Annotated in this window: 21 protein-coding genes and 1 pseudogene; 9 read left to right on the top strand and 13 right to left on the bottom strand. The window is 61.5% G+C overall.

Annotated features, from left to right (window positions below; genetic code table 11):
• The first annotated feature begins 49 nt into the window (after positions 1-49).
• The 3 genes from AC07ZE_RS11980 to AC07ZE_RS11970 all read left to right on the top strand — a co-directional run bounded on the left by AC07ZE_RS11980 (position 50) and on the right by AC07ZE_RS11970 (position 4,656).
• Entirely contained in the window at positions 50-721 is a 672-nt protein-coding gene (locus tag AC07ZE_RS11980) for a heavy metal response regulator transcription factor (RefSeq protein ID WP_207264764.1), read from the top strand.
• Positions 718-2,130, top strand: a complete 1,413-nt coding sequence (locus tag AC07ZE_RS11975; RefSeq protein WP_207264762.1) for a heavy metal sensor histidine kinase — start codon at positions 718-720, stop codon at positions 2,128-2,130. The genes AC07ZE_RS11980 and AC07ZE_RS11975 overlap by 4 nt, the downstream gene beginning before the upstream one ends.
• 144 nt (positions 2,131-2,274) lie before the next feature.
• Positions 2,275-4,656 (top strand): DUF3772 domain-containing protein, encoded by a 2,382-nt coding sequence (locus AC07ZE_RS11970; protein WP_207264760.1) that lies wholly within the window; start codon positions 2,275-2,277, stop codon positions 4,654-4,656.
• An 812-nt stretch (positions 4,657-5,468) separates the two neighbouring features.
• Here AC07ZE_RS11970 and AC07ZE_RS11965 read toward each other — a convergent pair.
• The 3 genes from AC07ZE_RS11965 to AC07ZE_RS11955 form a co-directional block, all read right to left on the bottom strand.
• Positions 5,469-6,959 carry an aldehyde dehydrogenase family protein gene (locus tag AC07ZE_RS11965; protein WP_207264758.1) on the bottom strand — a complete coding sequence of 497 codons (1,491 nt, stop codon included), beginning with the start codon at positions 6,957-6,959 and terminating at the stop codon, positions 5,469-5,471.
• 118 nt (positions 6,960-7,077) lie between these two features.
• Positions 7,078-7,467 (bottom strand): c-type cytochrome, encoded by a 390-nt coding sequence (locus AC07ZE_RS11960; protein ID WP_207264756.1) that lies wholly within the window; start codon positions 7,465-7,467, stop codon positions 7,078-7,080.
• A 264-nt stretch (positions 7,468-7,731) separates the two neighbouring features.
• On the bottom strand, positions 7,732-8,082 hold the full coding sequence (locus AC07ZE_RS11955; protein WP_207264754.1) for a hypothetical protein: 351 nt from the start codon (positions 8,080-8,082) through the stop codon (positions 7,732-7,734).
• A gap of 475 nt (positions 8,083-8,557) precedes the next feature.
• Here AC07ZE_RS11955 and AC07ZE_RS11950 point away from each other — a divergent pair, with 475 nt between their 5' ends.
• The 3 genes and pseudogenes from AC07ZE_RS11950 (at position 8,558) to AC07ZE_RS11940 (ending at position 12,061) form a co-directional block, all read left to right on the top strand.
• Positions 8,558-9,880, top strand: coding sequence for an alginate export family protein (locus AC07ZE_RS11950; protein ID WP_207264752.1), 1,323 nt, complete (start codon positions 8,558-8,560; stop codon positions 9,878-9,880).
• Positions 9,881-9,934: 54 nt separating this feature from the next.
• A pseudogene (locus AC07ZE_RS11945) lies at positions 9,935-11,206 on the top strand (methyl-accepting chemotaxis protein); the annotation flags it as partial.
• A gap of 66 nt (positions 11,207-11,272) precedes the next feature.
• Entirely contained in the window at positions 11,273-12,061 is a 789-nt protein-coding gene (locus AC07ZE_RS11940) for a methyl-accepting chemotaxis protein (protein WP_404940889.1), read from the top strand.
• A gap of 219 nt (positions 12,062-12,280) precedes the next feature.
• Here AC07ZE_RS11940 and hpaC read toward each other — a convergent pair whose 3' ends face one another.
• The gene (gene hpaC, locus AC07ZE_RS11935; protein ID WP_137807610.1) at positions 12,281-12,793 is read right to left on the bottom strand and encodes a 4-hydroxyphenylacetate 3-monooxygenase, reductase component; all 513 of its coding nucleotides are present in this window, start codon (positions 12,791-12,793) and stop codon (positions 12,281-12,283) included.
• A 262-nt stretch (positions 12,794-13,055) separates the two neighbouring features.
• Here hpaC and AC07ZE_RS11930 point away from each other — a divergent pair, with 262 nt between their 5' ends.
• On the top strand, positions 13,056-13,685 hold the full coding sequence (locus tag AC07ZE_RS11930) for a response regulator transcription factor (protein ID WP_207264748.1): 630 nt from the start codon (positions 13,056-13,058) through the stop codon (positions 13,683-13,685).
• Between the two features lie 146 nt (positions 13,686-13,831).
• On the opposite strand, the gene feaR is transcribed toward AC07ZE_RS11930, so the two are convergent.
• The 9 genes from feaR to AC07ZE_RS11885 form a co-directional block, all read right to left on the bottom strand.
• Positions 13,832-14,752, bottom strand: a complete 921-nt coding sequence (gene feaR / locus AC07ZE_RS11925; RefSeq protein ID WP_207264746.1) for a transcriptional regulator FeaR — start codon at positions 14,750-14,752, stop codon at positions 13,832-13,834.
• Positions 14,753-14,905: 153 nt separating this feature from the next.
• The gene (locus AC07ZE_RS11920) at positions 14,906-15,856 is read right to left on the bottom strand and encodes a PDR/VanB family oxidoreductase (RefSeq protein WP_207264745.1); all 951 of its coding nucleotides are present in this window, start codon (positions 15,854-15,856) and stop codon (positions 14,906-14,908) included.
• Positions 15,857-15,949: 93 nt separating this feature from the next.
• Entirely contained in the window at positions 15,950-16,690 is a 741-nt protein-coding gene (locus AC07ZE_RS11915) for an SDR family NAD(P)-dependent oxidoreductase (RefSeq protein ID WP_207264743.1), read from the bottom strand.
• A gap of 10 nt (positions 16,691-16,700) precedes the next feature.
• Positions 16,701-17,201 (bottom strand): aromatic-ring-hydroxylating dioxygenase subunit beta, encoded by a 501-nt coding sequence (locus AC07ZE_RS11910; RefSeq protein WP_207264741.1) that lies wholly within the window; start codon positions 17,199-17,201, stop codon positions 16,701-16,703.
• The gene (locus AC07ZE_RS11905) at positions 17,198-18,481 is read right to left on the bottom strand and encodes an aromatic ring-hydroxylating oxygenase subunit alpha (RefSeq protein ID WP_207264739.1); all 1,284 of its coding nucleotides are present in this window, start codon (positions 18,479-18,481) and stop codon (positions 17,198-17,200) included. The genes AC07ZE_RS11910 and AC07ZE_RS11905 overlap by 4 nt, the downstream gene beginning before the upstream one ends.
• A gap of 52 nt (positions 18,482-18,533) precedes the next feature.
• Entirely contained in the window at positions 18,534-19,655 is a 1,122-nt protein-coding gene (locus AC07ZE_RS11900) for an amidase (RefSeq protein ID WP_207264737.1), read from the bottom strand.
• Positions 19,652-20,137 carry a nuclear transport factor 2 family protein gene (locus AC07ZE_RS11895; protein WP_207264735.1) on the bottom strand — a complete coding sequence of 162 codons (486 nt, stop codon included), beginning with the start codon at positions 20,135-20,137 and terminating at the stop codon, positions 19,652-19,654. The genes AC07ZE_RS11900 and AC07ZE_RS11895 overlap by 4 nt, the downstream gene beginning before the upstream one ends.
• A gap of 3 nt (positions 20,138-20,140) precedes the next feature.
• Entirely contained in the window at positions 20,141-20,512 is a 372-nt protein-coding gene (locus tag AC07ZE_RS11890; RefSeq protein WP_095193558.1) for a hypothetical protein, read from the bottom strand.
• Between the two features lie 29 nt (positions 20,513-20,541).
• A complete protein-coding gene (locus tag AC07ZE_RS11885) occupies positions 20,542-21,705 on the bottom strand; it encodes an acyl-CoA dehydrogenase family protein (protein WP_207264733.1) in 1,164 nt (387 codons plus the stop codon).
• 271 nt (positions 21,706-21,976) lie between these two features.
• On the opposite strand from AC07ZE_RS11885, the gene AC07ZE_RS11880 reads away from it, so the two are divergent.
• On the top strand, positions 21,977-23,467 hold the full coding sequence (locus AC07ZE_RS11880) for a sensor histidine kinase (RefSeq protein ID WP_207264731.1): 1,491 nt from the start codon (positions 21,977-21,979) through the stop codon (positions 23,465-23,467).
• Positions 23,468-23,724: 257 nt separating this feature from the next.
• On the top strand, positions 23,725-24,876 hold the full coding sequence (locus tag AC07ZE_RS11875; protein ID WP_207264729.1) for an amine dehydrogenase large subunit: 1,152 nt from the start codon (positions 23,725-23,727) through the stop codon (positions 24,874-24,876).
• Positions 24,877-24,884 lie beyond the last annotated feature (8 nt).

The raw sequence follows: 24,884 nt of genomic DNA, 5'->3' as shown, positions 1-24,884 counted from the left end.
CCGCCTGCGCGGACCTGAATATTGCTGACCCCCAACCAGGCAGATCCCCATGAACATTCTCGTCGTCGAAGATGAACCCAAGGCCGGCAATTACCTGCTCAACGGCCTGCAGGAGCTCGGCTATACCGTGAGCCTGGCGCGTGACGGTGTCGACGGTTTGCACCTGGCCCTGGAACACGATTTCGATGTGATCGTGCTGGACGTGATGATGCCGAAAATGGATGGCTGGGAAGTGATGCGCCGCCTGCGCAAGGAAGTCGACACTCCGGTGCTGTTCCTCACGGCCCGCGACGACATCGCCGACCGCATCAAGGGGCTGGAGCTGGGCGCCGACGATTACCTGATCAAGCCGTTTTCCTTTGCCGAACTGGTGGCGCGCCTGCGCACATTGACCCGCCGTGGCCCGACCCGGGAGGAAGAACAGCTGCAGATCGAAGACCTGCAAATCGATGTGCTCAAGCGCCGCGTTACCCGTGCCGGGACGCGTATTACCCTGACCAACAAGGAATTCGCCCTCCTGCACCTGTTCGCCAGCCATCAGGGTGAAGTCTTGTCGCGATCGATGATCGCGTCACGGGTCTGGGACATGAATTTCGACAGCGACACCAACGTGGTAGATGTCGCGGTACGCCGCCTGCGGCTGAAAATCGACGACCCGTTCCAGCTCAAGCTGATCCACAGCGTGCGCGGTATCGGCTACCGTTTCGACACCCAGCCATGAAAGGCTTGTCTGCTTTTCGCTACTCCCTGACGCTACGCCTGGCGCTGGTGTTTGCGTTCCTGGCATTTGTCTCGCTGACGGCGCTCGGCGTGGCGCTGTACCGCGATCTGGAGCGCGAGCTGATCCGTCGTGACGACGCGGCCCTGGTAACGCGCATCGATCAACTGCGCACCTTCCTCAACGACAGTAACACCCTGGAGTTGATCCGCACCAAACCGGCGTTGTTCCAGAACATGCTCGGCAACCGCGAAGCGCTGCTGACCATCGGCACCCCCGGGCAACCGCCGTTGCTGGTGGTCAATCCGGGCAACCTGAGCATGCCCGCGTTGTCACCGATGCCCCTGAACCACCCTCTGACCCTCGGCGACGTACATCATTTGCCCGCCGTAAACGGTGTACCGTTTTCGGCCTTGGCGGCGACCATTGATTCAGGTGATCAGGGCAGCTTGCAAGTGGTCACCGGGCGCCTGATGACCGAGCGCACGGCCGTACTCGCCAGCTACCGGTTCAACGTTTATCTGTTCGCCAGTGTGGCGGCGACTCTGCTGGCGTTGTCCGGCTATGTGCTGGTCAATCGCGGCCTGCTGCCCGTGCGGCATCTGGCCCGGCATGCCCAGGGCATCGGTGTCGGCAACCTCAACGAACGTCTCGACAGCCAGGATGCACCCCGGGAGTTGTTGCCGATGATCGAGGCGTTCAACGCCATGCTCGATCGCCTTGGCAAAGGCTTCGTGCAACTGGGCCAGGTGTCGACCGACATGGCCCATGAACTGCGCACGCCGATCAACAACCTGCTCGGCGAAACCCAGGTCGCCTTGCAGCAGAACCGTAGTATCGAGGCCTATCAACAGCTGCTCGCCTCCAATGTCGAGGAGCTGGAACGCCTGGCGCGGATGCTCGATAACATGCTGTTCCTGGCCCGCACCGACCCGGCCAGCGCCCTGCGCCAACGCCAGGAGCTGGACGCCGCCGAGGAAATGGAGCGCATGGCCGACTATTTCGAAGGGCTCGCGGCGGACGTCGGCATCCGCATTGATGCCCGGGGCAGCGGGCGGATCTGGGCCGAACCGATGCTGCTGCGCCGCGCCATGGCCAACCTGTGTGCCAACGCGATCAAGTACGGTGCGCCGGATTCCGAACTGCAAATCCTCGCCACGCCGTCCGCCGACGGCATCCGTGTGCAGGTTCGTAACCACGGCCAGACCATCCCCGCCGAACACCTGCCCAGGCTGTTCGAACGCTTCTACCGCGTCGACCAATCCCGCGAACGCTCGGCGCAATCCAATGGCCTGGGGCTGTCGATCGTGGCAACGATCATGCAGTTGCATAACGGCGCGTGCAGCGTCAGCAGTGCCGATGGCGTGACCTGCTTCGAGCTGTTTTTCCCGGCACGACGACAGGGTGAATGATCAACGCAAGTCTTACTCCTGCAGGTGCGCGTCGCAGGGATTTTTTGGGTCTTGATCCAGCACATCCGACCAATAATCCCTCACAGACGCGAGTCATGACCTAACCTCATAGGCTGGGTGACTAACAACCTGTCGGGCATGCCTATGCGCAATGCATTGAAGTGGATGATTGTTCTGGCTCTCTCGCTGTTCGGGCCGAGCGGCGCAATGCTGTCGGCGGCGCCGGATGCCCCTGACGCCAGCGCAACGACTGCATCGGTCAGCGTTCCCGACAGCGATCTGCAGGGACTGCAAATTCGGCTCAATAGCCTCAAACAGCAGGTTTCCCAGGCCAATAATTACAGCCAGCTGGAAGCCCCGCAGGATCTGGTCCAGGCCCTGATCCAGGAGATCACCCGGCTGTCGGCGCTGCTGCTGCCCGTGCAGGCTCAACTGCAATCGCAGCTGGGGGTATTGGGACCGGCACCGCTAGGCGACGCCGAACTCGAGAAGTCCGACATCACCCGTCAAAGAGCCGCCCTCACCGAACAAAAGGGTCAGGTCGATAACAAGCTCAGAACCCTGGAAACGCTCAAAACCAGTGCCACCGAGTTGCTGGCCCAAATCGCTGTCATTCGCCGCAGCCTGTTGGAAACCGAAGTGACCCAGCAGACCCACAGCATCCTCAATCCCTGGTTCTGGGCTCCGTTGTTCAATCCACCCGCGCAGGACCGTCAACGCCTGAGCGCCTTCCTGCAACAGATTGGCGCGACCCTCGACGCCGCCTGGCAACCGGGCCAGCGCTTCTACACGAGCCTATTGCTCATGCTGGCCCTCGCGCTTTGGTTTGTCGGTCACCGGCTGACCGATCGAGGGCTGACCTGGCTGTGCATTCATCGCATGCCTGAAGGCCGACTGCGGCGCAGTGCCCTCGCGCTGGCGTCGGTATTCGCCACGGTGTTGGCGGCGTGGCTTGCCTTGCAACTGCTGTTCTATGCCCTGACCCGCGAACTGCCGTTGACGCCACAACTGGCCGGGTTTTCCCAGGATTTCGAGAAAATTGTTTACACCTGCGTGCTGATCACCGGCCTGAGCCGCGCCCTGCTGTCCACCAAACATCCTTCGTGGCGACTGCCGGCCATTGCCGACCCGGTGGCACTGGCGATCAAGCCCTTCCCCATTCGCCTGGCCTGGGTCCTGCTGGTACTGGTCGCGATGGCGCAAATCACTAATGTCACCGGCATGAGTACCCCGGTCGTGATCTCGGTCAGGGGGTTCGTCGCACTGGTCGTTTCAGTCATGATCGGTGCGCTGCTCTTGCGCGTCAGCAAAATTCGCCGGGCCCTGGTCACGACGGGTGAGGCCCCCGAAGCGGGCACGACACTGGCCGGGGTCATTTATGCCTTCGCCAGCATTGCGGTGGTGATTTCCCTGCTGGCCCTGCTGGTCGGCTACATCTCTATGTCGCGCTTCATCACTTATGAACTGGTCTGGCTGTTCATCATCTTTTCCGGCTTCTACTTACTGATCCAACTGCTAAAGGACGGGTGCGAATACCTGTTTTCGCCCCGGCATTCCACCGGCAAGGCGCTTAAACAGCTGTTGGGCATCGGCGATGCACGCCTGGAACAGATTTCCATCATCTTGTCCGGCGCCGGCCGAGCCGCGCTCTTACTGATCGGTTTTATCACGTTGATCGTGGGCGGGGTTGGATCGACGCTTGGACAACTGGCCACCAACACATTGGCCATTCTCGGTGGTGACGGCCTGCGAAAACTCAACATCGTCCCTGCCAACTTATTGCACGGCGTACTCGCCCTGTTCATCGGCATTTACCTGATCCGCGCGTTACGCCGCTGGCTGGACAACGAATTCCTGCCCAAAACGGAAATGGACCCCGGCATGTGTGCGTCCCTCAGCACACTGTTCTCCAACATCGGCTATGCGCTGGTCATCTTGTTCGCCCTGTCATCGCTGGGCGTCCAATGGACCAACCTGGCGTGGATCGTCAGCGCCTTGTCCGTGGGGATCGGCTTCGGCCTGCAGGAGATCGTCAAAAACTTTGTCTCGGGCCTGATCCTGCTGACCGAACGCCCGGTGAAAGTCGGCGACCTGATCAGCATCAGCGGCGTCGAAGGCGACATCCGCCGGATCAACGTGCGAGCCACCGAAATCCAGCTGGCCGACCGCTCGATCGTCATCGTGCCCAACTCGCAGCTGATTTCGCAGAACCTGCGCAACGTCACCCTCGGCGGCAACGCCCAAGGGGTGGCGATACTGGAACTGATGTTCCCGCTGGACATCGACCCGGAGCAAGTGCGCAACCTGCTGTACGACACCTACACCGAGCACGAATCCATCCTCGACAAACCGGCACCGTTCGTGCGCTTCAGCCAGCTCAAACCCGAAGGCATCACCCTCACCATCACCGGTTACGTCAGCAGCCCGCGCAATGTCGGGGCGATCAAGAGTGAGCTGCTGTTTGAAATTCTCAAGCGGTTGGGGGCGGCCGGGATAGAACTGGCGAAACCGCCGCCGGTGGCGTGATTTTTTTTGGGGGGGTTGGTTGGTGTGAATATCCGTTTCTTCGGTCATGGCGACTATTGGTTCCGCCCTTACGGCGGGTTACTTGGAAAAGCGCCAAGTAACCAAGCGCTCTTGCCCCACCACTCGGTGCCTCGCCCAGGCTCGGCATGCCCTCACTCCGGCATTGCTCCGTGGGTCGCCGCTATGGGCCGTCCCTGGCCCAGAGCGGCTAAACCGGCGTCCTGCCGGTTTACCCACGGAGCAACGCCTGCGTTCGGCCAGCGTGGTTTAACGGGGCGCCTAGATCAAAAGCCAAGCGAGGCGGCCTAGTAGCCGACCTGACTGTTGCGGGTGCACTCATTCCCTGTGGGAGCTGGCTTGCCTGCGATGGACTTTAACGATAACGCGTGCTGTCTGGATGATCGCGGTGTCTGGGCATCCATCGCTGGCAAACCAGCTCCCACAGGGAAACGGGGCACCAGCCAAAGTCAGGTCGGCTACTAGGCCGCCTCGCGACGCTTTTGATTTTCTTGCCCCATCGAGAGGCCGAGAGGAGGTTCTGCGCAGTGGGCAAACCGGCATGGATGCCGGTTTAGCCGCGCACGGCCAAGGATGGCCGATCGCGGCGGGCCCACGGAGCAGGACCGGAGCGAGGGCATGCCGAGCCTGGGCGAGGCACCGAACGACAGGGGCAAGAGCCCTTGGTTACTTGGGGCTTTTCCAAGTGACTCGCCGTAAGGGCGAAACCATAAGCCGCCGTTACCGCAACAACGGATATGTACACCGTCTCGTCCTGGGGCGTGATACTGACCACGCCCCAAGTAACTCATCCGTCAATGCGCGATACACACCGACTTCAGCTCGGTATAAGCCTCAATCACCGCACGCCCGAACTCACGCCCCATGCCCGATTGCTTGACACCACCGAACGGCATCGCCGGGTCGAGCAACACGTGGGCGTTGACCCACACCGTGCCGGCTTCGATGCGCGGCACCAGGTTCATCGCCTTGCCCAGGTCGTTGGTCCACAGGCTCGCGGCCAGGCCATAGCGGTTGTCGTTGGCCAGGGCGATAACCGCGTCTTCATCGTCGAACGGCATCACCCCCAGCACCGGACCGAACACTTCTTCCCGGGCCACGGCCATGCTGTGGTCGATATCGGCCAGGATGGTCGGCTGGACAAAGAAGCCTTCGCCTTCCAGCAGTTCACCGCCCGATACCACCCGAGCGCCTTCACGACGAGCCAGTTCGATGTGCTTGAGCACGCTCTGTTGCTGCTTGCGCGACACCAGCGGGTTGATCGCCGCGTCACAGTTCATGCCGGCGCCAATCGGCATGGCCGATACCGCTGCCGCCAGGGCTTCGACGAACTGGTCGTGGATCGAGCGATGCACGTAGAAACGTGACGCCGCGGCACACACCTGACCGTTGTTCAGCAGGCCGCCGAGAATTGCGCCTTGCACAGCCTTTTCGATGTCGGCATCGGCGAGCACGATCATTGGGTTCTTGCCGCCCAGCTCCAGGGAGAAGCGCGTCATGTTTTCCATGCACGCCACGCCGACGCTTTTGCCCACGGCGGTGGAACCGGTGAAAGACACTTTGCTCACCAGCGGATGCGAAGTCAGCACGCCACCGACCGAAGCACCGCCACCGGTGACCACGTTGAACACGCCCGCCGGAATACCCGCTTCCAGCGCCAGTTCAGCCAGGCGCATGGCGGTCAGCGGGGTTTCCATCGCCGGTTTGATGATCACCGTGCATCCGGTGGCCAGCGCCGGCATCAGCTTCCAGGCGGCAATCAGCAGCGGGAAGTTCCACGGCACGATGCCGACCACCACGCCGACCGGTTCACGCTTGGTGAATGCGGTGAACTTGGCACCCGGTGGCAGCGGGATCGACACATCGAAGGTCTGCCCTTCGATCTTGGTCGCCCAGCCGGACATGTAGCGCATGAACTCCACGGTGGCGTTCAGATCCAGCGCCCGGGCCATGTTGATCGACTTGCCCTGGCTCAGGGTTTCCAGTTGCGCCAGCTCTTCGGCGTGTTCTTCCACCAGACGGGTAAAGTTGAGCAGGATGCGCTCGCGATCCGCCGGACGCAGCGCCGACCACACGCCGGACTTGAAGGCCTTGTGCGACGACTGTACGGCGCGCTCGACGATCTCCAGCGGCGCATCTAGGGTCTCACACAGGGTTTGCCCGGTGGCCGGGTTGACCACCGCAATGCGCTCGCCTTCGGCCAACACCCACTGACCATCAATAAAGCAGCCATGACGGCGGTCTAGGAATGCAGCCACCTGCGGCAGGATTTCAACGTTGCTCATAAATCACCTTCATTCAAATGTGGGAGCAAACCTGCTCGCGAAAGCACCCCTAAAGGCGGGGCACGATTCAAGGCAAGCCAGCTCCTGCGGAGTTTCGATAAGCCAGGTAACCGGCCGCTTAGTGTTGTTCTTTGAGGTAGCACACCACCGCCTGCCGATCGTCGGCGGAGGCCAGGCCCATGTACGGCATGTAGGTGCCGGGCACGAAAGCCTGGGGTTGAGTGATCAGTTGCTCGATGTTCTCGGCCTGCCAGTCGATGTTTTTGCTGCGCATCGCCTGGGAGTAGTTGAAGCCCTCCAGCGAACCGGACTTGCGCCCCACCACACCCGCCAGATTCGGCCCCATCATCCCGGCCATGCCCTTGCTCACCGAATGGCAGACACCGCATTCATTGGCGAACACCTCGGCGCCACGCGTCTGCACCGGCGTGCAATCGGCAGCGACAGCGGCCTGGGCCAGGGTGAAGGACAACAAACCAAAGAGGGAAAAACGCAGGGCGGTAAACATAAGAAACGACCTTGAAAATCCATGCGCTCGTCACGCAGACGAACGCCAACACAGAAAGCGCCGGGGCAACGGAGCCCCGGCAGGTTGAAAAGGATTGTCGGTGGTCAGGCAAGCGCAGGTTTTGCCCTGCGTGCCAGTTGTGTTGGCGGTTCTGCCAGATCGCTCTCCCCCTGTGGGAGCGAGCCTGCTCGCAATGGACGTCAACGATAACGCGTACAGTCTGAATGACCGCGTTGCCCTGGCCTTTTTTCGCGAGCAGGCTCGCTACAGGTCATCGTCAGTTTGTGAGATCAGGCCGTAAAACAATAGAACTTCGTCAATTTCAGCCTTTGAAAGCTTTGAATTTTTTAGTTCACTTATTGCCAACAACAGCGGCGAATCCTGCGTTCTTGATATCTCGCCTCTTGAAACCACAAAACCATCAACAGGAAGATTGAGTATCTCGAACTTGTGTGGATATAACTTCATGACTGTCCTTTCCATGGCTGTGCTGTTCAATACCAGAACAACCCTGCCGAATGGGCATTGAACCCTTGCCCGCCTCCCTGCAACCTTCGGTTCCAGGCGGGCAGGCACTGGCGTCCAACTCATCGTCGTAGTTGAAAAAGCTGTCACGCAAAAAGTCATTCGTCATTGCTGAATACCCGTCGGTTAGAAAAGCGATCGAAACTATGGTTATTATTTTTCGCACGAAGTTACAAGCAGGTATTTTTTTAACGTAGGAAACTTCATTCAACATTTATAGATAGTTCTCACAAGAAAACAGGAAGTGCTATTCATCGAAAACTGCGACACCGCTTATTTGTCGAATCAGGCAACTGTGGGAAGCAGTAAGAACTTTCCTTCGCCATCAAAAAAGCGCTTCGCTCTAACCGATTTTCTTCTCAGTAAGAAACGACGAACGGTAATTTCAGCGGCACCACCATTTCCCTGTAGGAGCTCGACAACGCTCTGTGCCATCACCCGGCCATGCAATCTGGCATGCACAACCAACTAATTGGCAAACAGGCAAAAGGCCAAAAAAAACGCGGCCCTTAGTATCTAAAAAGACCGCAACCCTGCGCCTAAGAACAAGAACGGATGTCATGCCATGCTCAAGTCTCCCTTGCTTCGACTTTCCACGCTCGCGCTGATGATCAGTGCCGGGCAGGCCGGAGCTTATGAACTCTATGCCGATGACGACAGTCACCTGAACGCCACCCTGGAAGCGGTTTTCGGCATTTTCCACAGCCAGGAGAACTACGCCCTGTCGGGTCGTCTCGACGAAGGTTCGTCATCGTGGCGCGAGGGTTATATCAAGTACGGCCTGGCGTTCGACCAGGGCCTGGGCGGTGTCGGCACCGCTTACGGTGCCGCGAACATGCTCAGCTCCGGCACGTGGGGCGACGGCGATGCCGCTGGTTTCAGCGACGGTTCGGAACGCACCACCAAGTTCGAAGATGCCTACCTCGGCTGGCGTTCGGCCGATCTGTTCCCGGTGCTGGGCAGCGACGGGATCGACCTGTCCTTTGGCCGCCAGAACATCTTGATCGGTGACGGTTTCCTGATTAATGGCGACGCGCTGAACCTGGGTAAAGGCATTGCCGACGGCGAGTTCAACCGTGGCGGCGCCTACTGGCTGGCGGCGCGCAAGGCGTTCGACGAGACCGCCGTGTTGCGTATCGGCGGCAAGGACGGCTGGCGCAGCGACCTGATGTGGCTCAAATCCAACAACCGCTCCCAGGCCAAGACCGAAATGTACGTCGGCACCCTGGAGCACGTGTCCGAAGCCGGCACGGTCGGCCTGACCTACATCGACACCACCGACATTGACGAGCAGTACGCCTCGCCCATTCAACTTGAACGCGACGGCATGAAGACCTACAGCCTGCGCGCCACCGGCAATGCCGGGGTCAAAGACCTGTTCCTGTCCGGCGAATACGCCAAACAGGACAAACCCCACTCCTCCGACGAAGACGGCTGGTACCTGGAAGCCGGCTGGACCTTCTCCGACGTGACCTGGGCGCCCTATGTCAGCTACCGCTACAGCCGTTTCTCGGAAAACTACGACACGCTGTTCTACGGTTTCAGCCGCGGTTTCGGTACCTGGTTCCAGGGTGAAGTGGCGGGCAACTATGCCGGGCCGTTCAACAGCAACTCGCGCATCCAGCAACTCAAGTTCGCCGTCTCGCCGCTGGAGAATCTGAGTGTCGGCGTGATGCATTTCAACTTCGACACCATCGACCGCAACCTGGGCAATACCGATGGCCGCGAAACGGACCTGTATGCCGAATGGCACGTCAACGATCACCTGAGCATCATGCCGCTGATCGGCCTGTTCCAGCCGGACAAGAGCGCCGACCAGGGCGGCACGCAGCTGGGCAACAACGACAAGAACCTCTACAGCCAGGTGATTTTCGCCAGCACTTTCTAAGCCCGACCGGGGCAGTGGCGCATCCGCTGCCCCCCATGGAAAAAGGCCTTTCCAATGCAGAAAAAATTCCTGACGATCCAGAGCAAAATCGCCCTGCTCGCCGGCCTCTGCCTGTTGTTGGTGGTGGGTTTGCTGATGGGCCTGTCGCTTTACCAGACCCACAAGAGCAGCCGGCAAGTCGCCGAGGCCAGCAGCGAAATGCTCGCCGATGCGGCCAAGGAACACATGCAGGCCCTGGGCAAAGTGCAGGCCATGCAGGTGCAGCGTACCTTCATGCAAACCCATGAATTTGGCCAGGGGCTGTCGCGATACTTACTCTATCTGCGGCAACTCCGGCACCAGGGGACGCTGACCCGCCCGCAACTGCGCCAGGCGCTGAGTACCCAGCTTCACCAGGCCCTCATCGACAAGCCCGACCTGCTCGGGCTTTACGTCATTTTTGAACCCGACGCCCTGGACGGTGCCGACGCCGGTTTCGTCGACAAGGCGGATCTGGGCAGCAACGAAACCGGGCGTTTCTCGCTGTACTGGGTGCAGAGTAAGCCCGGCGAGCTGCAAGCGGTGATCGGTGACGAAGGCCTGCTGGCCAACACCGAACCGGGACCGAGCGGCGCGCCCTACAACGCCTTCTACACCTGCGCCCGCGATACCCGTCAAGCCTGCGTGCTGGAGCCCTACTTCGACGAGGCGTCCGGCAGTCGCAAACTGGTGACCAGCGTGGCCTTCCCGCTGCTGGAAAACGGCAAGGTCATTGCCGTGGTCGGCCTCGACATCAACCTCGCCGCGCTGCAAAAGAACAGCGAAGCCAGCGCCCTGCAACTGTTCGACGGCCATGGCCAGATCAGCATCGTCAGCCCTCGCGGCGTGATCTCCGCCAACAGCCAGGACGTCAGTCGCCTGGGTCAACCGATGGACAGTGCCGAGGTGATGGACACCTTGCGCCAGGGCCAGCCAAAGGTCTTTGTCGATCCGCAGCAGATCAAGGTGCTCGAACCGCTGGCACCGATTGCCGGTGCCGCGCCCTGGGGCGTGCTGGTGGGTGTTCCGCAGGACGTGCTGCTGGCACCGGTCACCTCCCTGCAAAAGCAGCTCGACGCCCAAGGCGTGCAAAGCACCGCGCTGGAACTGCTGCTCGGCGGCGGCTCGGCCCTGCTCGGCCTGCTGTTGATCTGGTACACCGCGCAACGCATCACCCGACCGCTGCAAGTGCTGACGCGAGTCATGGAGGATATTTCCCTCGGTGAAGGCGACCTGACGCGGCGCCTGCAGGTGCAATCGCGGGATGAGATCGGTCAGCTGGCGACGGCGTTCAACCGCTTTGTCGAGCGTATCCATCAGACGATTCGCGAAGTATCGTCGGCGGCTCTGGGCGTCAACGAAGGGGCTCGTCGCGTGCTGGAAGCGTCCAATTCATCGCTGAGCAACTTCGACGATCAATCGACCCGCACCAACACCGTGGCGGCGGCGATCAATCAATTGGGCGCCGCCGCCCAAGAGATTGCCCATAACGCCAGCGATGCCTCGCTCCAGGCATCCAACGCCCGGCAACAGGCGGAAGACGGGCGTCAGGTGGTGCAGCGCACGATCGAAGTGATGAACGCGCTGTCCGGAAAAATCAGGGCATCATGCACCCACATCGAAGTGCTCAACGACAAGACCGTGAACATCGGGCAGATCCTTGAAGTGATCAAGGGCATCTCCCAGCAGACCAACCTGCTGGCGCTCAACGCCGCCATCGAGGCGGCCCGCGCCGGAGAAGCCGGGCGTGGCTTTGCGGTGGTGGCCGATGAAGTACGCAGCCTCGCCGGACGCACCCAGACCTCGGCACTGGAGATCCAGCAGATGATCGAGGAGCTGCAAGTGGGCGCCCGGGATTCAGTGACCACCATGAGCGAAAGCCAGCAGCACAGCGAGGAAAGCGTCAGCATCGCCAACCTTGCCGGCACACGGCTGGGCAGCGTGACCCAGCGCATCGGCGAAATCGACAACGTCAACCAGTCGGTCGCCGCCGCCACCGAAGAGCAGACCGCCGTGGTCGAGGCCCTGAACGTCGACATCATCCAAATCAACACTCTCAACCAGCAAGGCGTGGAAAACCTGCAATCGACCTTGCGCGCCTGCACCGAGCTGGAGCAACAGGCGGCGCGGTTGAATCAGTTGGTGGGGAGTTTTCGGATCTGACCATGGCGGTGCCTGAGATACCGTCTTCGCGAGCAAGCCCGCTCCCACAGTTGATCTGTGTCATACACAAAGCCCGTGTTCATTGAGATCTCCTGTGGGAGCGGGCTTGCTCGCGAAGGCGCAGTATCAGTCGACATAAATATTGGATGTACCAGCCTGCTCGCGAAGGGGCCAGCACATTCAATATCGGTGTCGACTGACACTCCCCGATGGCGGTCTTCAGCAAACAGCCCCAGCATGCTCCAACCGATGAAACAACCGGTTGAAGTACACCAGACTATCGCCCTGCTCCCGCACGCCGACCTTCTCCAGTTCCACGAACATCACCGAATGCGACCCCACCTCCTTGCACTCGCTGATCCGCCCCTCCAGCTGCACCAAGGCGTCGCGCAGCACCGGCACGTCGGCGGCGCCGTCGTCCCACAGGTCCCAGGCAAAGCGCTCGGCCATCGGCACCTTGGTCATGCCGGCGAAGTGGCGGGCCAGTTCTTCCTGTTCACCGCACAGCACGTTGACGCACAGCCGGCCGTTGGTGCGGAACACATCGTGGGTGGCGCTGTTGCGGTTGACGCAGACCAGCACGGTGGGCGGCGAATCGGTCACCGAGCACACGGCGCTGGCGGTGATGCCGCAACGACCGCCAGGGCCGTTGGTGGTGATGATGTTCACCGCCGCAGGCAGCTGCGCCATGGCGTTGCGAAAGTCGATTTGCTGCTGGCTCAGGTCGGCCATGTCGATGCCCCTTCCTTCAGGAGGACCGCTTTGAGGCGGCCCGTAGGTGATGGAACAAGACTAAGGCCGGGCGCTGCGCCCAACCATTCTGACGATCCCCACGTGGAGGTAGGCTTTCCGCTAGTCGACTAGGTGGTTTCTTTATCGCAAGGGCCGGCCACAGTGGGTATTCTGCTACTTGGCTCCCAAAAGATGAGCCAATGTCCGCCGCGCGTGCACGCGAGCGAAAACAATAAATAGAACATTTTCGTGGCAGCCCCTGATGCAAACCCGCAAACCGATTGTTTACATCGTTGACGACGACAAGGACCTGCGCACCTCGCTGGCCTGGTTGCTGGAGTCGGTCAGCGTGCAGGCGCAGTGCTTTGCCGGTGCCGAAGAGTTCCTCAACCAGTACGACCCCAAGCAACCGGCCTGCCTGGTGCTGGACGTGCGCATGCCGGAAACCAGCGGTTTCCAGTTGCAGGAAATCCTCAACCAGCGCGGCAGCACCTTGCCGACCATTTTCGTCTCGGCCCATGGCGATATTCCGATGTCGGTGACGGCGATGAAGAACGGCGCGCTGGACTTCGTCGAGAAACCCTACAACCCGCAACAGATGATCGACCGCATCCAGGCCGCGCTGAAGACCGCCGTACACGCCCAGGCCGACCAGGAGCAGCGCCAGAACCTGCAAGGCAAACTGGCACTGTTGACCAGCCGCGAGCGCGAGGTGCTGATGCTGGTGATCGATGGCAAGGCCAGCAAGGTGATTGCCCGGGAGCTGAACATCAGCGTGAAAACCGTTGATGTTCACCGCACCAAGATCAAGGAAAAGATGGGCGTGACCAGCATCGCGATGCTGGTGCGCGAGGTGCTGCACTTGCCGGCGGAGGAGCCGGCGCGGCATTGATAACCCTGAGACCGGATGCGGCCGTCAGGCCCCTTTCGCGAGCAGGCTCGCCCCCACAGTGGATCTTCGGTGAACACATATTATGTGTCCGACAGTGATCACCTGTGGGAGCGAGCCTGCTAGCGAAGGGGCCGGCAGATACAACCTCAATTCTGGCTATAGCGCTTGCGATAGGCACCCGGCGACACACCAAAGCGCGATTTGAACGCCGAGGAAAAGTAGCTGGAATCGGAAAAGCCCCAGGCATAACACAGCGCCGACAGCTTCTGCTCGACATCGCTGCGGCGCAGGTTTTCCGCGCAGAAGTCCAGGCGTCGGTGCTTGATGTATTGCGCCACCACCAGCCCGCGCTTGGAGAACATCCGGTACAACCCGCGCACCGACACCCCCACTTCCCGGGCAATCAGTTCAGGGCAAAGGGCTTCGTCGCTGATGTGTTCGTCGATGAAAGCGATGATCTTGCGGAACTGCCGCTCATGCATATCGCCATTGCTGTCGCGGGCGCTGACGCCCGGTAGCAACAGGCTGACCAGGGCGTCGAGTACGGCCTCGCTTTCCTGCATGTCCAGCCCTTCCTGCTGGCGAGTCTCCAACACCAGGCGGTTGGCCATGGCCGCCAGAGGATTATTGGCCGCGATGCGCGTGGCGCAATTGACCGCCGTGAAGTGCGAGCCGCGCTCGACCACCTGGCGCGGCAGGATCAGCGACAACTGTCGGGAATCGTCGTTGTAGGTCATGTCGCTCGGGCGGCTGGCGTCGATCAGGGCGATGTCGCCACACCCCAGTTGCGCACGGTTGTCGCCCTGCTCGAGGTGCGAACTGCCGCGCATCTGGAACACCGCGTAGTAGTGACCGTCGCTGCTGGTGCTGACATCCTTGCTGCTGCGGTACAGGTGCACGTGCGCCATGTCGACCACGCTGAGCTTGATCGCGCCGCTGCGAAATTCCGCCAGCTCGCCATAGAAATCGGTGTCCAGCGCGCGGGCGTCGAAACGTCCGCAAGCCTGGTTAACCTGGCTAAGCCAACTTTCGAACGCCTCATTGCGCACCGCCGATGCTGTAATCATGTCCGCAAAGCCTCACGTTTTTGTTGTTATTTTTCGGCCGCTTCGTCGAGCGGCTCGCTAAAAATCTTTCGTACTCCAGCCACCGCCTCCCTCGATGGCCGCCGGGTGCCCATTCAACAGGCTCCGGCGTCGGCTTTCCAGCGTGCAAAGCGTTTAAATGTCCAAGACCAGACGAGCGGAAAGCGCCCGTGAAACGCAGGCACAAATCTGCTTGTTGGACGCCTTTTCCTTGTTGGAAAGGCAGTTGTCGCGATGCTCCGGCACGCCGTCCAGCACCTCGACAATGCAAGTGCCGCAGATGCCTTCGCGGCACTCGGTGTCGATATCGCAACCGTGGGCCTGCAACACATCCACCAGGCTGCTGTCGGCCGGCACGTGCAGCACTACGCCGGAGCTGGCCAGTTCCACTTCGAAACCACCGCTCGGGCCGCTGTTGGCTGCAGGATCGGCGGCGAAGTGTTCCAGGTGGATGGCATCGTCCGAACGGCTGCGCGCGGCCACTTCCACCACTTTATTCATGAACGGCGCGGGGCCGCAGGTGTAGACATGGGCATCGCTGCCGGCACGTTCCAGGCACGCGCTCAATGCGGCGTCCAGATTGCCTGGCTCGACGCCGTAGTGAAACTCGACGTGATCGGCAAAATTTGCCGCCAGCAGTTCGGTGAACGCTGCGTACTCTGCCGAGCGGGCGAAGTAATGCAGGCGATACGGCTGGCCGCTTTCCGCCAGTCGATAGGCCATGCTCAGCAGTGGCGTCACGCCGATGCCGGCGGCGAACAGCACGTGTTCGCGGGCATCCGGATCCAGGCGGAACAGGTTGCGTGGCGCGCCCATTTCCAGCTCCATACCCTCCTGCACCTGCTCATGCAACGCCAGCGAGCCACCGCGCGACTGCGCCTCTTTCTTCACCGCCACCAGATAGGCGCGGCGATCCTGGGGCGGGCTGCACAGGGAGTATTGGCGGGTTACACCGGTCGGGCCGGTAAGGTCGACGTGGGCGCCCGGCTCATAGGTGTCGAGCGGCTGGCCGTCACTGCGCACGAGGCGAAAGGAACGGATATCCAGCGCTTCGTCGACGATCCTTTCGATCTTCACCTTCATCATTGCATCACCTGAATACTGTTGTTTCGATTAAGTCCCGGGTCTTGCGAGGAAGCTTTTGTGGCGAGGGGATTTATCCCCTCGCCACAGTTAATTTCAGCGCATGAACAGACCGCCGTTGATATCCAGGCACGCCCCCGTCACGGAGGTGGCATGCTCGGCAATCAGCAGCAAAACGCTGTCGGCGATGAACACCGGGTCACCCAGGGTGCCGGCCGGGATCATTTTCAGAATCTGTTCCAGACGCTGCGGGGCCACGGTTTCGCGTACCACCGGCAACTCCAGCGGACCCGGCGAGATGCTGTTGACTGTCACGCCACGGGGCGCCAGCTCACGGGCAAAGACCTTGGTCAACGTCGCCACGCCGCCCTTGGCCGCCGCGTAATGCGCGCCCGTCGCCGTGCCGCCGTTCTGTCCGGCGAGCGAGGCGATATTGACGATGCGCCCGAAGCCACGCTCGGCAAAGTGCGCACCGAACACCTGGCACGCTACGAAAGTACCGCGCAGGTTGATCGCCATCGATTCGTCGAACTCTTCCGGCGTGATGTCCATCAACGCCGCGACTTTCGACACCCCGGCGTTGTTCACCAGAATGTCGGTGCCGCCCCAGTGCGCGGCGAGCAGGTCGCGAGCGCGCTGGAAATCGGCCTTGCTGCGCACATCCAGTTCGATGGCGACGGCCGTGGCGCCGCTGCCATCGAGCTCGGCGGCCAGTTGTCGCACGCCATCGAGACACACATCCGCCAGGCCGACGCGATAACCCGCTGCGTGCAGGCGGCGGGCGATGCACTCGCCCAGTCCGCGCGATGCACCTGTCACCAGGGCTACTCGACTCATGATGTTGTCCTCACAGAAGGAAGCCGAGCGCGCTCAGGCTGTCGGTGGAATTGATCAGGCGCACCACTTTGCGCTCCAGGGTCGGCACGCCGTCGGTGAAGCGGATGCGGTGATTGAGGTCGGCCACGAACGGCGTGTGCACGCCGCGCTTGTAGGCGTACAGCAACTGCGCCGAGTTGACTTCGACAATGTCGCCGGCCGCTTCCACCAGACGGAAACGCGAAACCGTGCGGATGGTTTTCGCCGCATCCACCGCCGATGGCGAGTAACCGGCGGTCAAGCGTTCGATGCGCAGGTCACGCATGCGCGCGTCGTCGTAGGCATAGTTCAGCGTCGCTTCGAAGTCTTCGGTGTCCGGGTCAATCGGCACGATGTACTTGCCGCTTTCGCTCCACAGGGTCGCCCACTCGGCGTAGTTTTTGTGGTCCAGCAGCTCGGCTTCGCGCCAGATGAATTCGATGGCTTGGGCCAAGGGGCCTGCAAAACCGTTCAGGGTGTCGTGATTGCTCATTGGCTCATCATCCTTTTCCACATGTCGTAGGCACCGCGCATGCCGCCTTCGTCGGTGGCGTGGCTGACTTTGTCGCCGTTTTGGGCGGTGATTTCGCGGTTCAGGCCGCGGTTGACCAGGATCGGAGCGTCGACGCCGGCATAGGAGCCGCGCTGCACGCGGTCCCAGGCTTCGGCGTCATCGGGGCTGCCGAAACCGAACGGGCCCTGGAAGTGTTCGTGAATGCGCATGCGCTCGCGGTTGGCGATTTCCGGGCCGCCGTCCATGCCCAGGGCAACGTGACGGATTTCCGTTTCGGTGACCGACACCGGCCGCAGCACGCGGAAGAACGACATCGACATGGCCACGTTGGGGAACAGGTTCAGGTTGAACCCGGCGCCGTGCAGCGAGCGCACGATGCGGCGTACCTGCTCGGGCGGCATGGTCTTCGACAGTTCTTCGGTGACGTGGGCGAAGCGCTCTTGCAGTTGCTCGGTGCCGTCGTCGTGATCGAGGTCGACATGCTCCGGTACCATCACCATCACGCTGTGGCCGTTGCCCAGCGAATGAGTGACGGCTTGCTCGTCGGTCATGAACGAGAGCATTTCCGAGGTTTCTTCATCCACCGACGACATGAACGACTTGTGCACGATCGGGAAGTGGTAACCGTCGGTGGTGTTTTCCAGCTGGATCTTCCAGTTGCCCTTGAAGCTGAACTTGTGTTCGCCCTGTGTCTTGATCGGGTAGCCGGCGCCCTGCTTCATGAACAGGTCCATCCAGTGTCTGGCGCCGCCGAGGAAGTCTTCCAGCGGCTCGATCTCGTCGTTGTAGCTGGCGAAGACCATGCCGGCATAGCTCTCGACCCGCAGGCTGGTCAGCGGCAACTCGGACTTTTCCAGAATGCCTTCGTAGCCGTCCGGGTACGGCAGCGCCCGCAGCTTGCCGTCCAGGCCGTAGGACCAACTGTGGTACGGGCAGGTGAAACCGGTGGCATTGCCCTTGTGCTTCTCGCACACGGTTGCACCACGGTGACGGCAACGGTTTTCCAGGACGTTGATGTTGTTCTTCTTGTCGCGCACGACAATCACCGGGCGACGGCCGATGGTGGCGGTCTTGAAGTCGCCGCTGTTGCGCACTTCGCTTTCGTGGGCGACCCACACCCAGGTGCGGTAGAAAATCTTTTCCAGTTCGGCTTCGAACAGCGCCGGATCGTTGTACAGCGAGACATCGACGCGGTCGTGCCGGACCAGGTCTTCGGGGCTTTTCGACGTTGTGATCAGCCGGTATTCATGAGTGCTCATGCGGTTCTCCTCATGGCTTTTTTTATGGTTTCGTTTTAGAGACTGCTGGCGATTAACCGGCCATGCTCTGTTGCAGTTGCGCACCCAAGGCGCAGACCAGCTCGTCCTGGCCTTTACGGCCGACGATTTGCAGGCCGACTTTCAGCCCGCCGCAATCGAGTTCCACCGGTACCGTCAATGCCGGATGGCCGCTGAGGTTGAAGGGGCGTACCAGCGGGGTCATGCCGGCCACCGCCTTGCTGCCGCTGCGCGCTTCGCTCAGGGTCGGCGGCAGGCTGGGCATGGTTGGCAGCAACAGCACGGCGAAGTCTTCCAGCGCCGCATCCACCTGTTGGGTGAACCGGCGGCGCACCGCTTCGGCCTGGGCCAGTTCTTCGCGGGTGGTGCGGCTGGCGGCCAGCAGGCGCTGTTCGACATCGGCACCGATCAGGCCTTTGCCCGTGAGATGACCGAAGGCCGCCCAGTTTTCGAAATTGATCACGGTCAGGCCGGCGGCGAATGCGGCTTCGAACTCACTCAGGTGCAGGCTGCTGCGATGCCAACCGGCGCGGTCGGCGGCGGCCCCGAGACTGGCTTGCAGATGCGCTTCGCACGCCACTTCAAGAAAGCCGACTTTGGCGCCGTCGCCGGGCAACCCCTGAACGTCGAAGCCCGGGCAAATCACCTGCATGGCCGCGATGAGGTCGTCCATCGTCCTGGCGAACGGACCGACGCAATCGAGGCTGGAGGCCAACGGATGCGCGCCGACCCGACTGACTCGACCGTATGTCGGTTTGAGTCCGGCAATCCCGCAGCACGCCGCTGGCACCCGCACCGAGCCACCGGTGTCGGTGCCGATGGCGATGTCGGCCAGCGCTGCAGCGACTGCCGAAGCTGAACCGCTGGAGGATCCGCCCGGCACCCGGTCCGGCGCTTGCGGATTCACAGGCGTACCGGTCCAGTCGTTGATGCCGGTGACACCAAAGGCCAGCTCATGCAGGTTGGTCTTGCCGACGATCTGCCAGCCGGCTTTGATAATCGCGTCGACCACTTCGGCGTTTTCAGTCGCTGCCGGAGCGTCGGCGAAAGCACGGCTGCCGGAGCGGGTCGGGTAACCGGCGATGTCGATGGAATCCTTGATGGCAACGCGTTTGCCGTTGCCGCCGAGGAGAAATTCGCTGATGAAGGTACTCATGCGCTCAGCTCCTGCTTTGATAAATGAGAGCTGAACAAGCGTTGCGTGCGCAAATGCGCGATCAGCCAGGTGCCGTCGACGCAGCGAAAATCGATGTTCAGGCGGGTGCCGAACAGTTCGCTGCGCTGATCCGCATAGGTAGAAATCTGCTGCATGATCCACTGCCCCTGCGCCGTATTACCGTCGACCAGAATCGACTCGCTGGTGAGGTAATGCAGGTTCAGCTGAAAGTGGTCCGACGGTGGCAAGTAACCACCGACAAACGCAGCCACAGCCTCGCGTCCACGATGTTGACCGAAGGTCTGCGCGGTCTCGCGACCAATGCCTTCCCAGATCGCATCGATGCAGAACAGCGCTGCCAGTTCGCTGACTTGGGTCGGCGCCCTCGGCACGTCGCACAGGTCCATGTAGCGCGCCATCAAGCGACGCACTGCGCTTTCTCCTTCGAGCGTCGCCAGACGCTGCAGCAAGGCCTCGTTCATGGCCTACACCTTGGCCGCATCAGGGATGGTCAATGGGCGACCGATGCGCGCTTCGACCTTGGCGTAGCGCCACAGGCTGTATTCGTTCACCGGCGTGGTGCGGAACAGGTTGCAGGCGTCGATCACCGACTGGTGGCAGTCGACGTCGGCCATGATGTACACGGTCCAGGGCGAGGTGGTGGACGGGCCGACCATCAGGCGGTCGTCATCCATCGCGCCAAGCACGGTGATGCCGGGCATCGCGCCGAGGTCCGCCATCATCCGGCTGAAGCCCTTCCACACACTCAGGCCTTCGCCGGTGGGCAAGTCGAAAAAGTTCTGGGTGATGCCGATGCAGAAGACGACGCGCAACGGTTCCTGGGTAGCTTGGGACATGTGTTTGATCCTTGAAGAGGTGATGGGATTCAGATGTAGCCAGGGAACGGCGGCACGCCGAGGAACACCGAGCCTGCGCCGTCGTACAGCCCTTCGCTGAGGAAGGCGTGCTGGGTCACCACCATCGAGTCACGCAGGTAGCGTTGCAGAGGATGGCGCAGGTAAATGGCGGTGGTCCCGGCCAGGCTGTAGGCGCTCTGCACCACGGCAGCACCGGCCTGGGACACGTGGATCGCGGACAGGCGCAGCAGGCTGGTTTGCTCCGGCGTGACCGGGTTGCCGGCCAGGATCGAGTTCCACACCTGCTCGGTGGCGTTGTAGAAGAAACCGCGGGCGGCGCTGAGTTTGGCTTCGGCCTTGGCGATCTCGATGCGAACGTAGGCGCGGTCGGCCATTTTCGGCGCGCCGGTGATGCCACCGCCGCCGGCCATGCGGCTGACTTCGTCGAGAGCGGCACGGGCCAGGCCCAGGTTGACCACTGCCAGCACTTGCGCGGCGTAGGCAATGGAGGGGTAGCGGAACAGCGGCTCGTCGATGGTCGCGGCCCCACCGCGGATAAAGGTCCAGCGTTCATCGATGTGTTTGTTGGTCACGCGCAGGTCATGGCTGCCGGTGCCCTTGAGGCCGACCACGTCCCAGTTTTCGACGATCTCGACCTGATTCGGGCGGAATACTGCTGTACGAGGCTTGCCGCCCGCCGCGCCGATCCCCACGCCCAACAAGTCGGCGCCCTTGCAGCCGCTGGCGAACTTCCAGGTGCCGTTGACTTGCCAGCCGCCTTCTACGGCTTCGGCGGGTTGCAGCGGAAACAGGCCGCCGGCGAATACCAGATCGGGACTGTCTGCATAGATTTCGGCCAGGGTTTCTGGCGGCAAAGCGGCGAGATAGACACCGGCGCTGCCGAAACTGGCGACCCAGCCGGCGGAGCCGTCGGCTTCGGAAATACGCTCGATCATTTGCAGGAACAGTGCAGGCGCCAGGGCGTCACCGCCGTAACATTTTGGCGTGGCGGCGCGGTAGATGCCCACCTGCTTGAAGCGCTCGATCATGTCCCGCGGCACGTGGGAGACGCTGTCGAATTCGTCGCGACGTTGACGCACTTCATCCAGGACTTGCTGGAATGCCTGGCTGTCGACGACAGGTTCGTCAACGCCGATCAGGGCGTCTTGTTGCGCAACCGCTGAACGCAGCATGGGCTTTCTCCGTTTTGCTTATTGTTAGTGGGGCGACACTGCACCGATGCTTTCTGTAGGCGCTCCTGCAGGGATCGGCCTCACCCTTGTCTTGGAGCCCAGTGTAAAAACCACATCCCGGTGCAACTATTGGTGCGTGCAGCCCCCCGGCTAAAGAAAACCCCTAGACCGCCCCCGGTTACCTCTGAGCGCATCCCCGGGCGCGAGCCGGTATAAAAAGCCATACTTCCGGTTGCACCGGTCACCACCTCCTGCTGCCAAGGGCTGCGCGATGTATTTGCCAAAACAGAACGACTTTTTCACGCTGATCGAAGCCATGCCGCTATGCATCATTCTTCACGATGCCCACAGCAAGGAGATTCTCTGGGCCAATGCCGCGGCCCTGTCGGCCCTGGGGTTTACCCTCGAAGAGCTGACACCGCTCAAAGCCCCGGACATGACCCGCGATGCGCCCAAGTACCGGCGTTCGGTGGGGTTGCGTTGGCTGGAAGGCGCTGCGCGCACGGGCCAGCGCGCCATCGAATGGTGCTATCGCTCCAAGCAAGGGGTGGAGATACTGTCCGAAGCGGTGGCGACACTGGTGCACCTGGAAGGTCGCGATGTGTTGATGGTGCAGTTCCGCGACATTTCCAGGGAAGACAAGGTCAAGCGCGACCTCAAGCGTTTCGAAAGCCGGCTCAAGGCGTTCATGCAGGACCTGGCCGAAGGCGTGGCGGTGCTGGGGCCTGAGGGAGAGATTCGCTTTATCAGCGACTCCGGCGCGCATCTGCTCAACAGCAAAGAGCATCAGTTGATCGGCAAGAACTTTCTCGACGGGTGCGACGACGCCTCGCGCCAACGCCTGTTGCAGCAGCTGTCCAACGAGACACCCGAACACTTACCGTTCGGCGTGCATTACAAAGTGCAACGCCGTGACGGCGAGTGGCGCTGGCACGACGCGACCTGTCGCTTTATCGAAATCGAAGACGATCTGGTCGGCCATTTATTGCTGTTCCGCGACGTCACAGAACAAGTGCACGCTGAAGAAGCCCGGCGCGTCAGCGAACAAAAACTCGAGTACCTGGCGCGCTATAACGCCATGGGTGAAATGGCCGTGGCGATTGCCCACGAGCTGAGCCAACCGCTGGCCGCTACCCGCAATTTCATCGAAGGCGCAGTGATTCGCCTCGGCAATGCGACCGACGCCGATCAAGGCATCGCCTGGGGCTTGCAGAACGCCGTGCGGCAGATCGAGCATGCTTCCGTGATCATCAAGAGCGTGCGCGACTACGTGGTCAAGCTGGAGCAGAGCGAAGAGCTGGTCGACCTTAACGAACTGCTGCGCGAAACCCGCTACTTCATCAGTCTGCGGGCCGATCCGAGCCTGATACGCGTCGAAATTGTCACTGCCCCCGAGCCGTTGCGCGTGAGTTGCGAAAAAGTGTTGATCGGCCAGGTGATCCTCAACCTGGCGTTCAACGCGATCGAAGAAATGGCCAACCTGCCCCTCGAACGTCGCGTGCTGCGCATTCATGCCAGCGCCGAGGACGGCGTGGCGCTGGTGCGCATCGAAGACCGTGGACGCGGGATTCAGGCCGAGGCGCAGGAGAAGCTGTTCGATGGTTTCTTTTCGTCCAAAGTCAGCGGCAACGGCATTGGCCTGGCGCTGTGCAAGAACATCATCGGCCGCCATCGCGGCGATATCTGGGCGCAGAACCTGGAGCCTTGTGGCGCTGTTTTCAGCTTTTCCCTTCCCCTCGCAATGACTCCCACCCCCCTGTAGGAGCGAGCTCGCTCGCGATGCTCGTAAACGATAACGCGGAAAACCAGATGCCCAGCGGCGCCCTCTGGTTTTTCGCGAGCAAGCTCGCTCCTACAGTTTCCCCCCGCCATTTCGCTCCCGCATGACACTGGCACAGATACACAAACACTTGGCAGGCAGGGCAATTCCCGGGTTGGACGGGCAAGGCACTATTCACGGGTCAGAATCTGCCCACTTACCCGCGATCCGCGTTACCAACAATTCAGGAAGTTCCCCTTATGCGAACAAACAGGATCTCCGTACAGTCAGCGCTAGGCCTGAGCCTGCTTGTACTCGGCTTGAACAGTGCCCGCGCGGACTTGCCCGCCGACACCGGCATCGGCCAGACCACCCTGGCATTCCCCGCTGAACCGCACCGCGCGTTCATCGTCGATGTCGAGTTCGAAAGCTTCGTCGCCGGCCGTGTCACCGTGGTCGATCCCGACCAGAAACGCGTGCTGGGCATGGTACCGACCGGTTTTGCCGCGCCTTCGGCCCTGAGCCACGACAAAAAGACCCTTTACGCCGCCGACATCTGGTACTCCCGTGGCACCCGGGGCACCCGCACCGACGTGCTGACCGCCTGGGACACCTCGACCCTTTCGCCGGCCTGGGAAGTGTTGATCCCGAACAAGCGCGCCGAGTCGCTGACCCAGCGTTACGGCCTGAAAACCAGCGGCGATGACCGCTTCGTCTACATCTACAACTTCACCCCGTCGACTTCGGTGACCGTGGTCGATACCCAGAGCAAAACGGTGGCCACGGAAATCGCCATTCCCGGTTGCGTGCTCAACTACCCGGTGGGCAAGCGCCGTTTCGCCTCGCTGTGCGGCGACGGCAGCCTGCAGGTCGTGACGATCAACGACCAGGGCCAGGAAACCGCGCGCAGCCGCACGCCGTTCTTCGACCCGAACGCAGAGAAGCTGGTGGAGCGTGCGGTCAACGTCGGCGACACCTACTACTTCACGACCACCACCGGCACCGTGCGCGCTGTGGATTTCAGCGGCGACGCGCCGAAGATTCTGCCGAGCTGGTCGCTGACCACCGACGAAGAGAAAAAGGCCGGGTGGGCGCCGGGCGGCTGGCAGCTGATGGCGGTCGCGCCGAAGCTCAACCGCTTGTACGTGCTGATGCACGACGCCCACGAACCGATGAAGTGGGAAGACCCGAGCACCCTGATCTGGGCTTTTGATCTCAAGACCGGCAAGAAAATCGCCACCCTGGAAGCCCCGGCTCCGATCTGGAGCATGCAGGCCACCGGCGATGACCAGCCGCTGTTGCTGGGCACCGACGTCGAGGGCGGTTTGCAGATCTTCGACCTCAAGACCAACAAACACACCGGCAGCATGGCCAAGGTCGCCAAAACCGCGACTCAGGTCATGAGCTACTGAACGAGATC

It is taken from the genome of Pseudomonas sp. GW101-3H06 (assembly GCF_059424605.1).
This window is presented reverse-complemented; position numbering and strand designations above follow the sequence as displayed.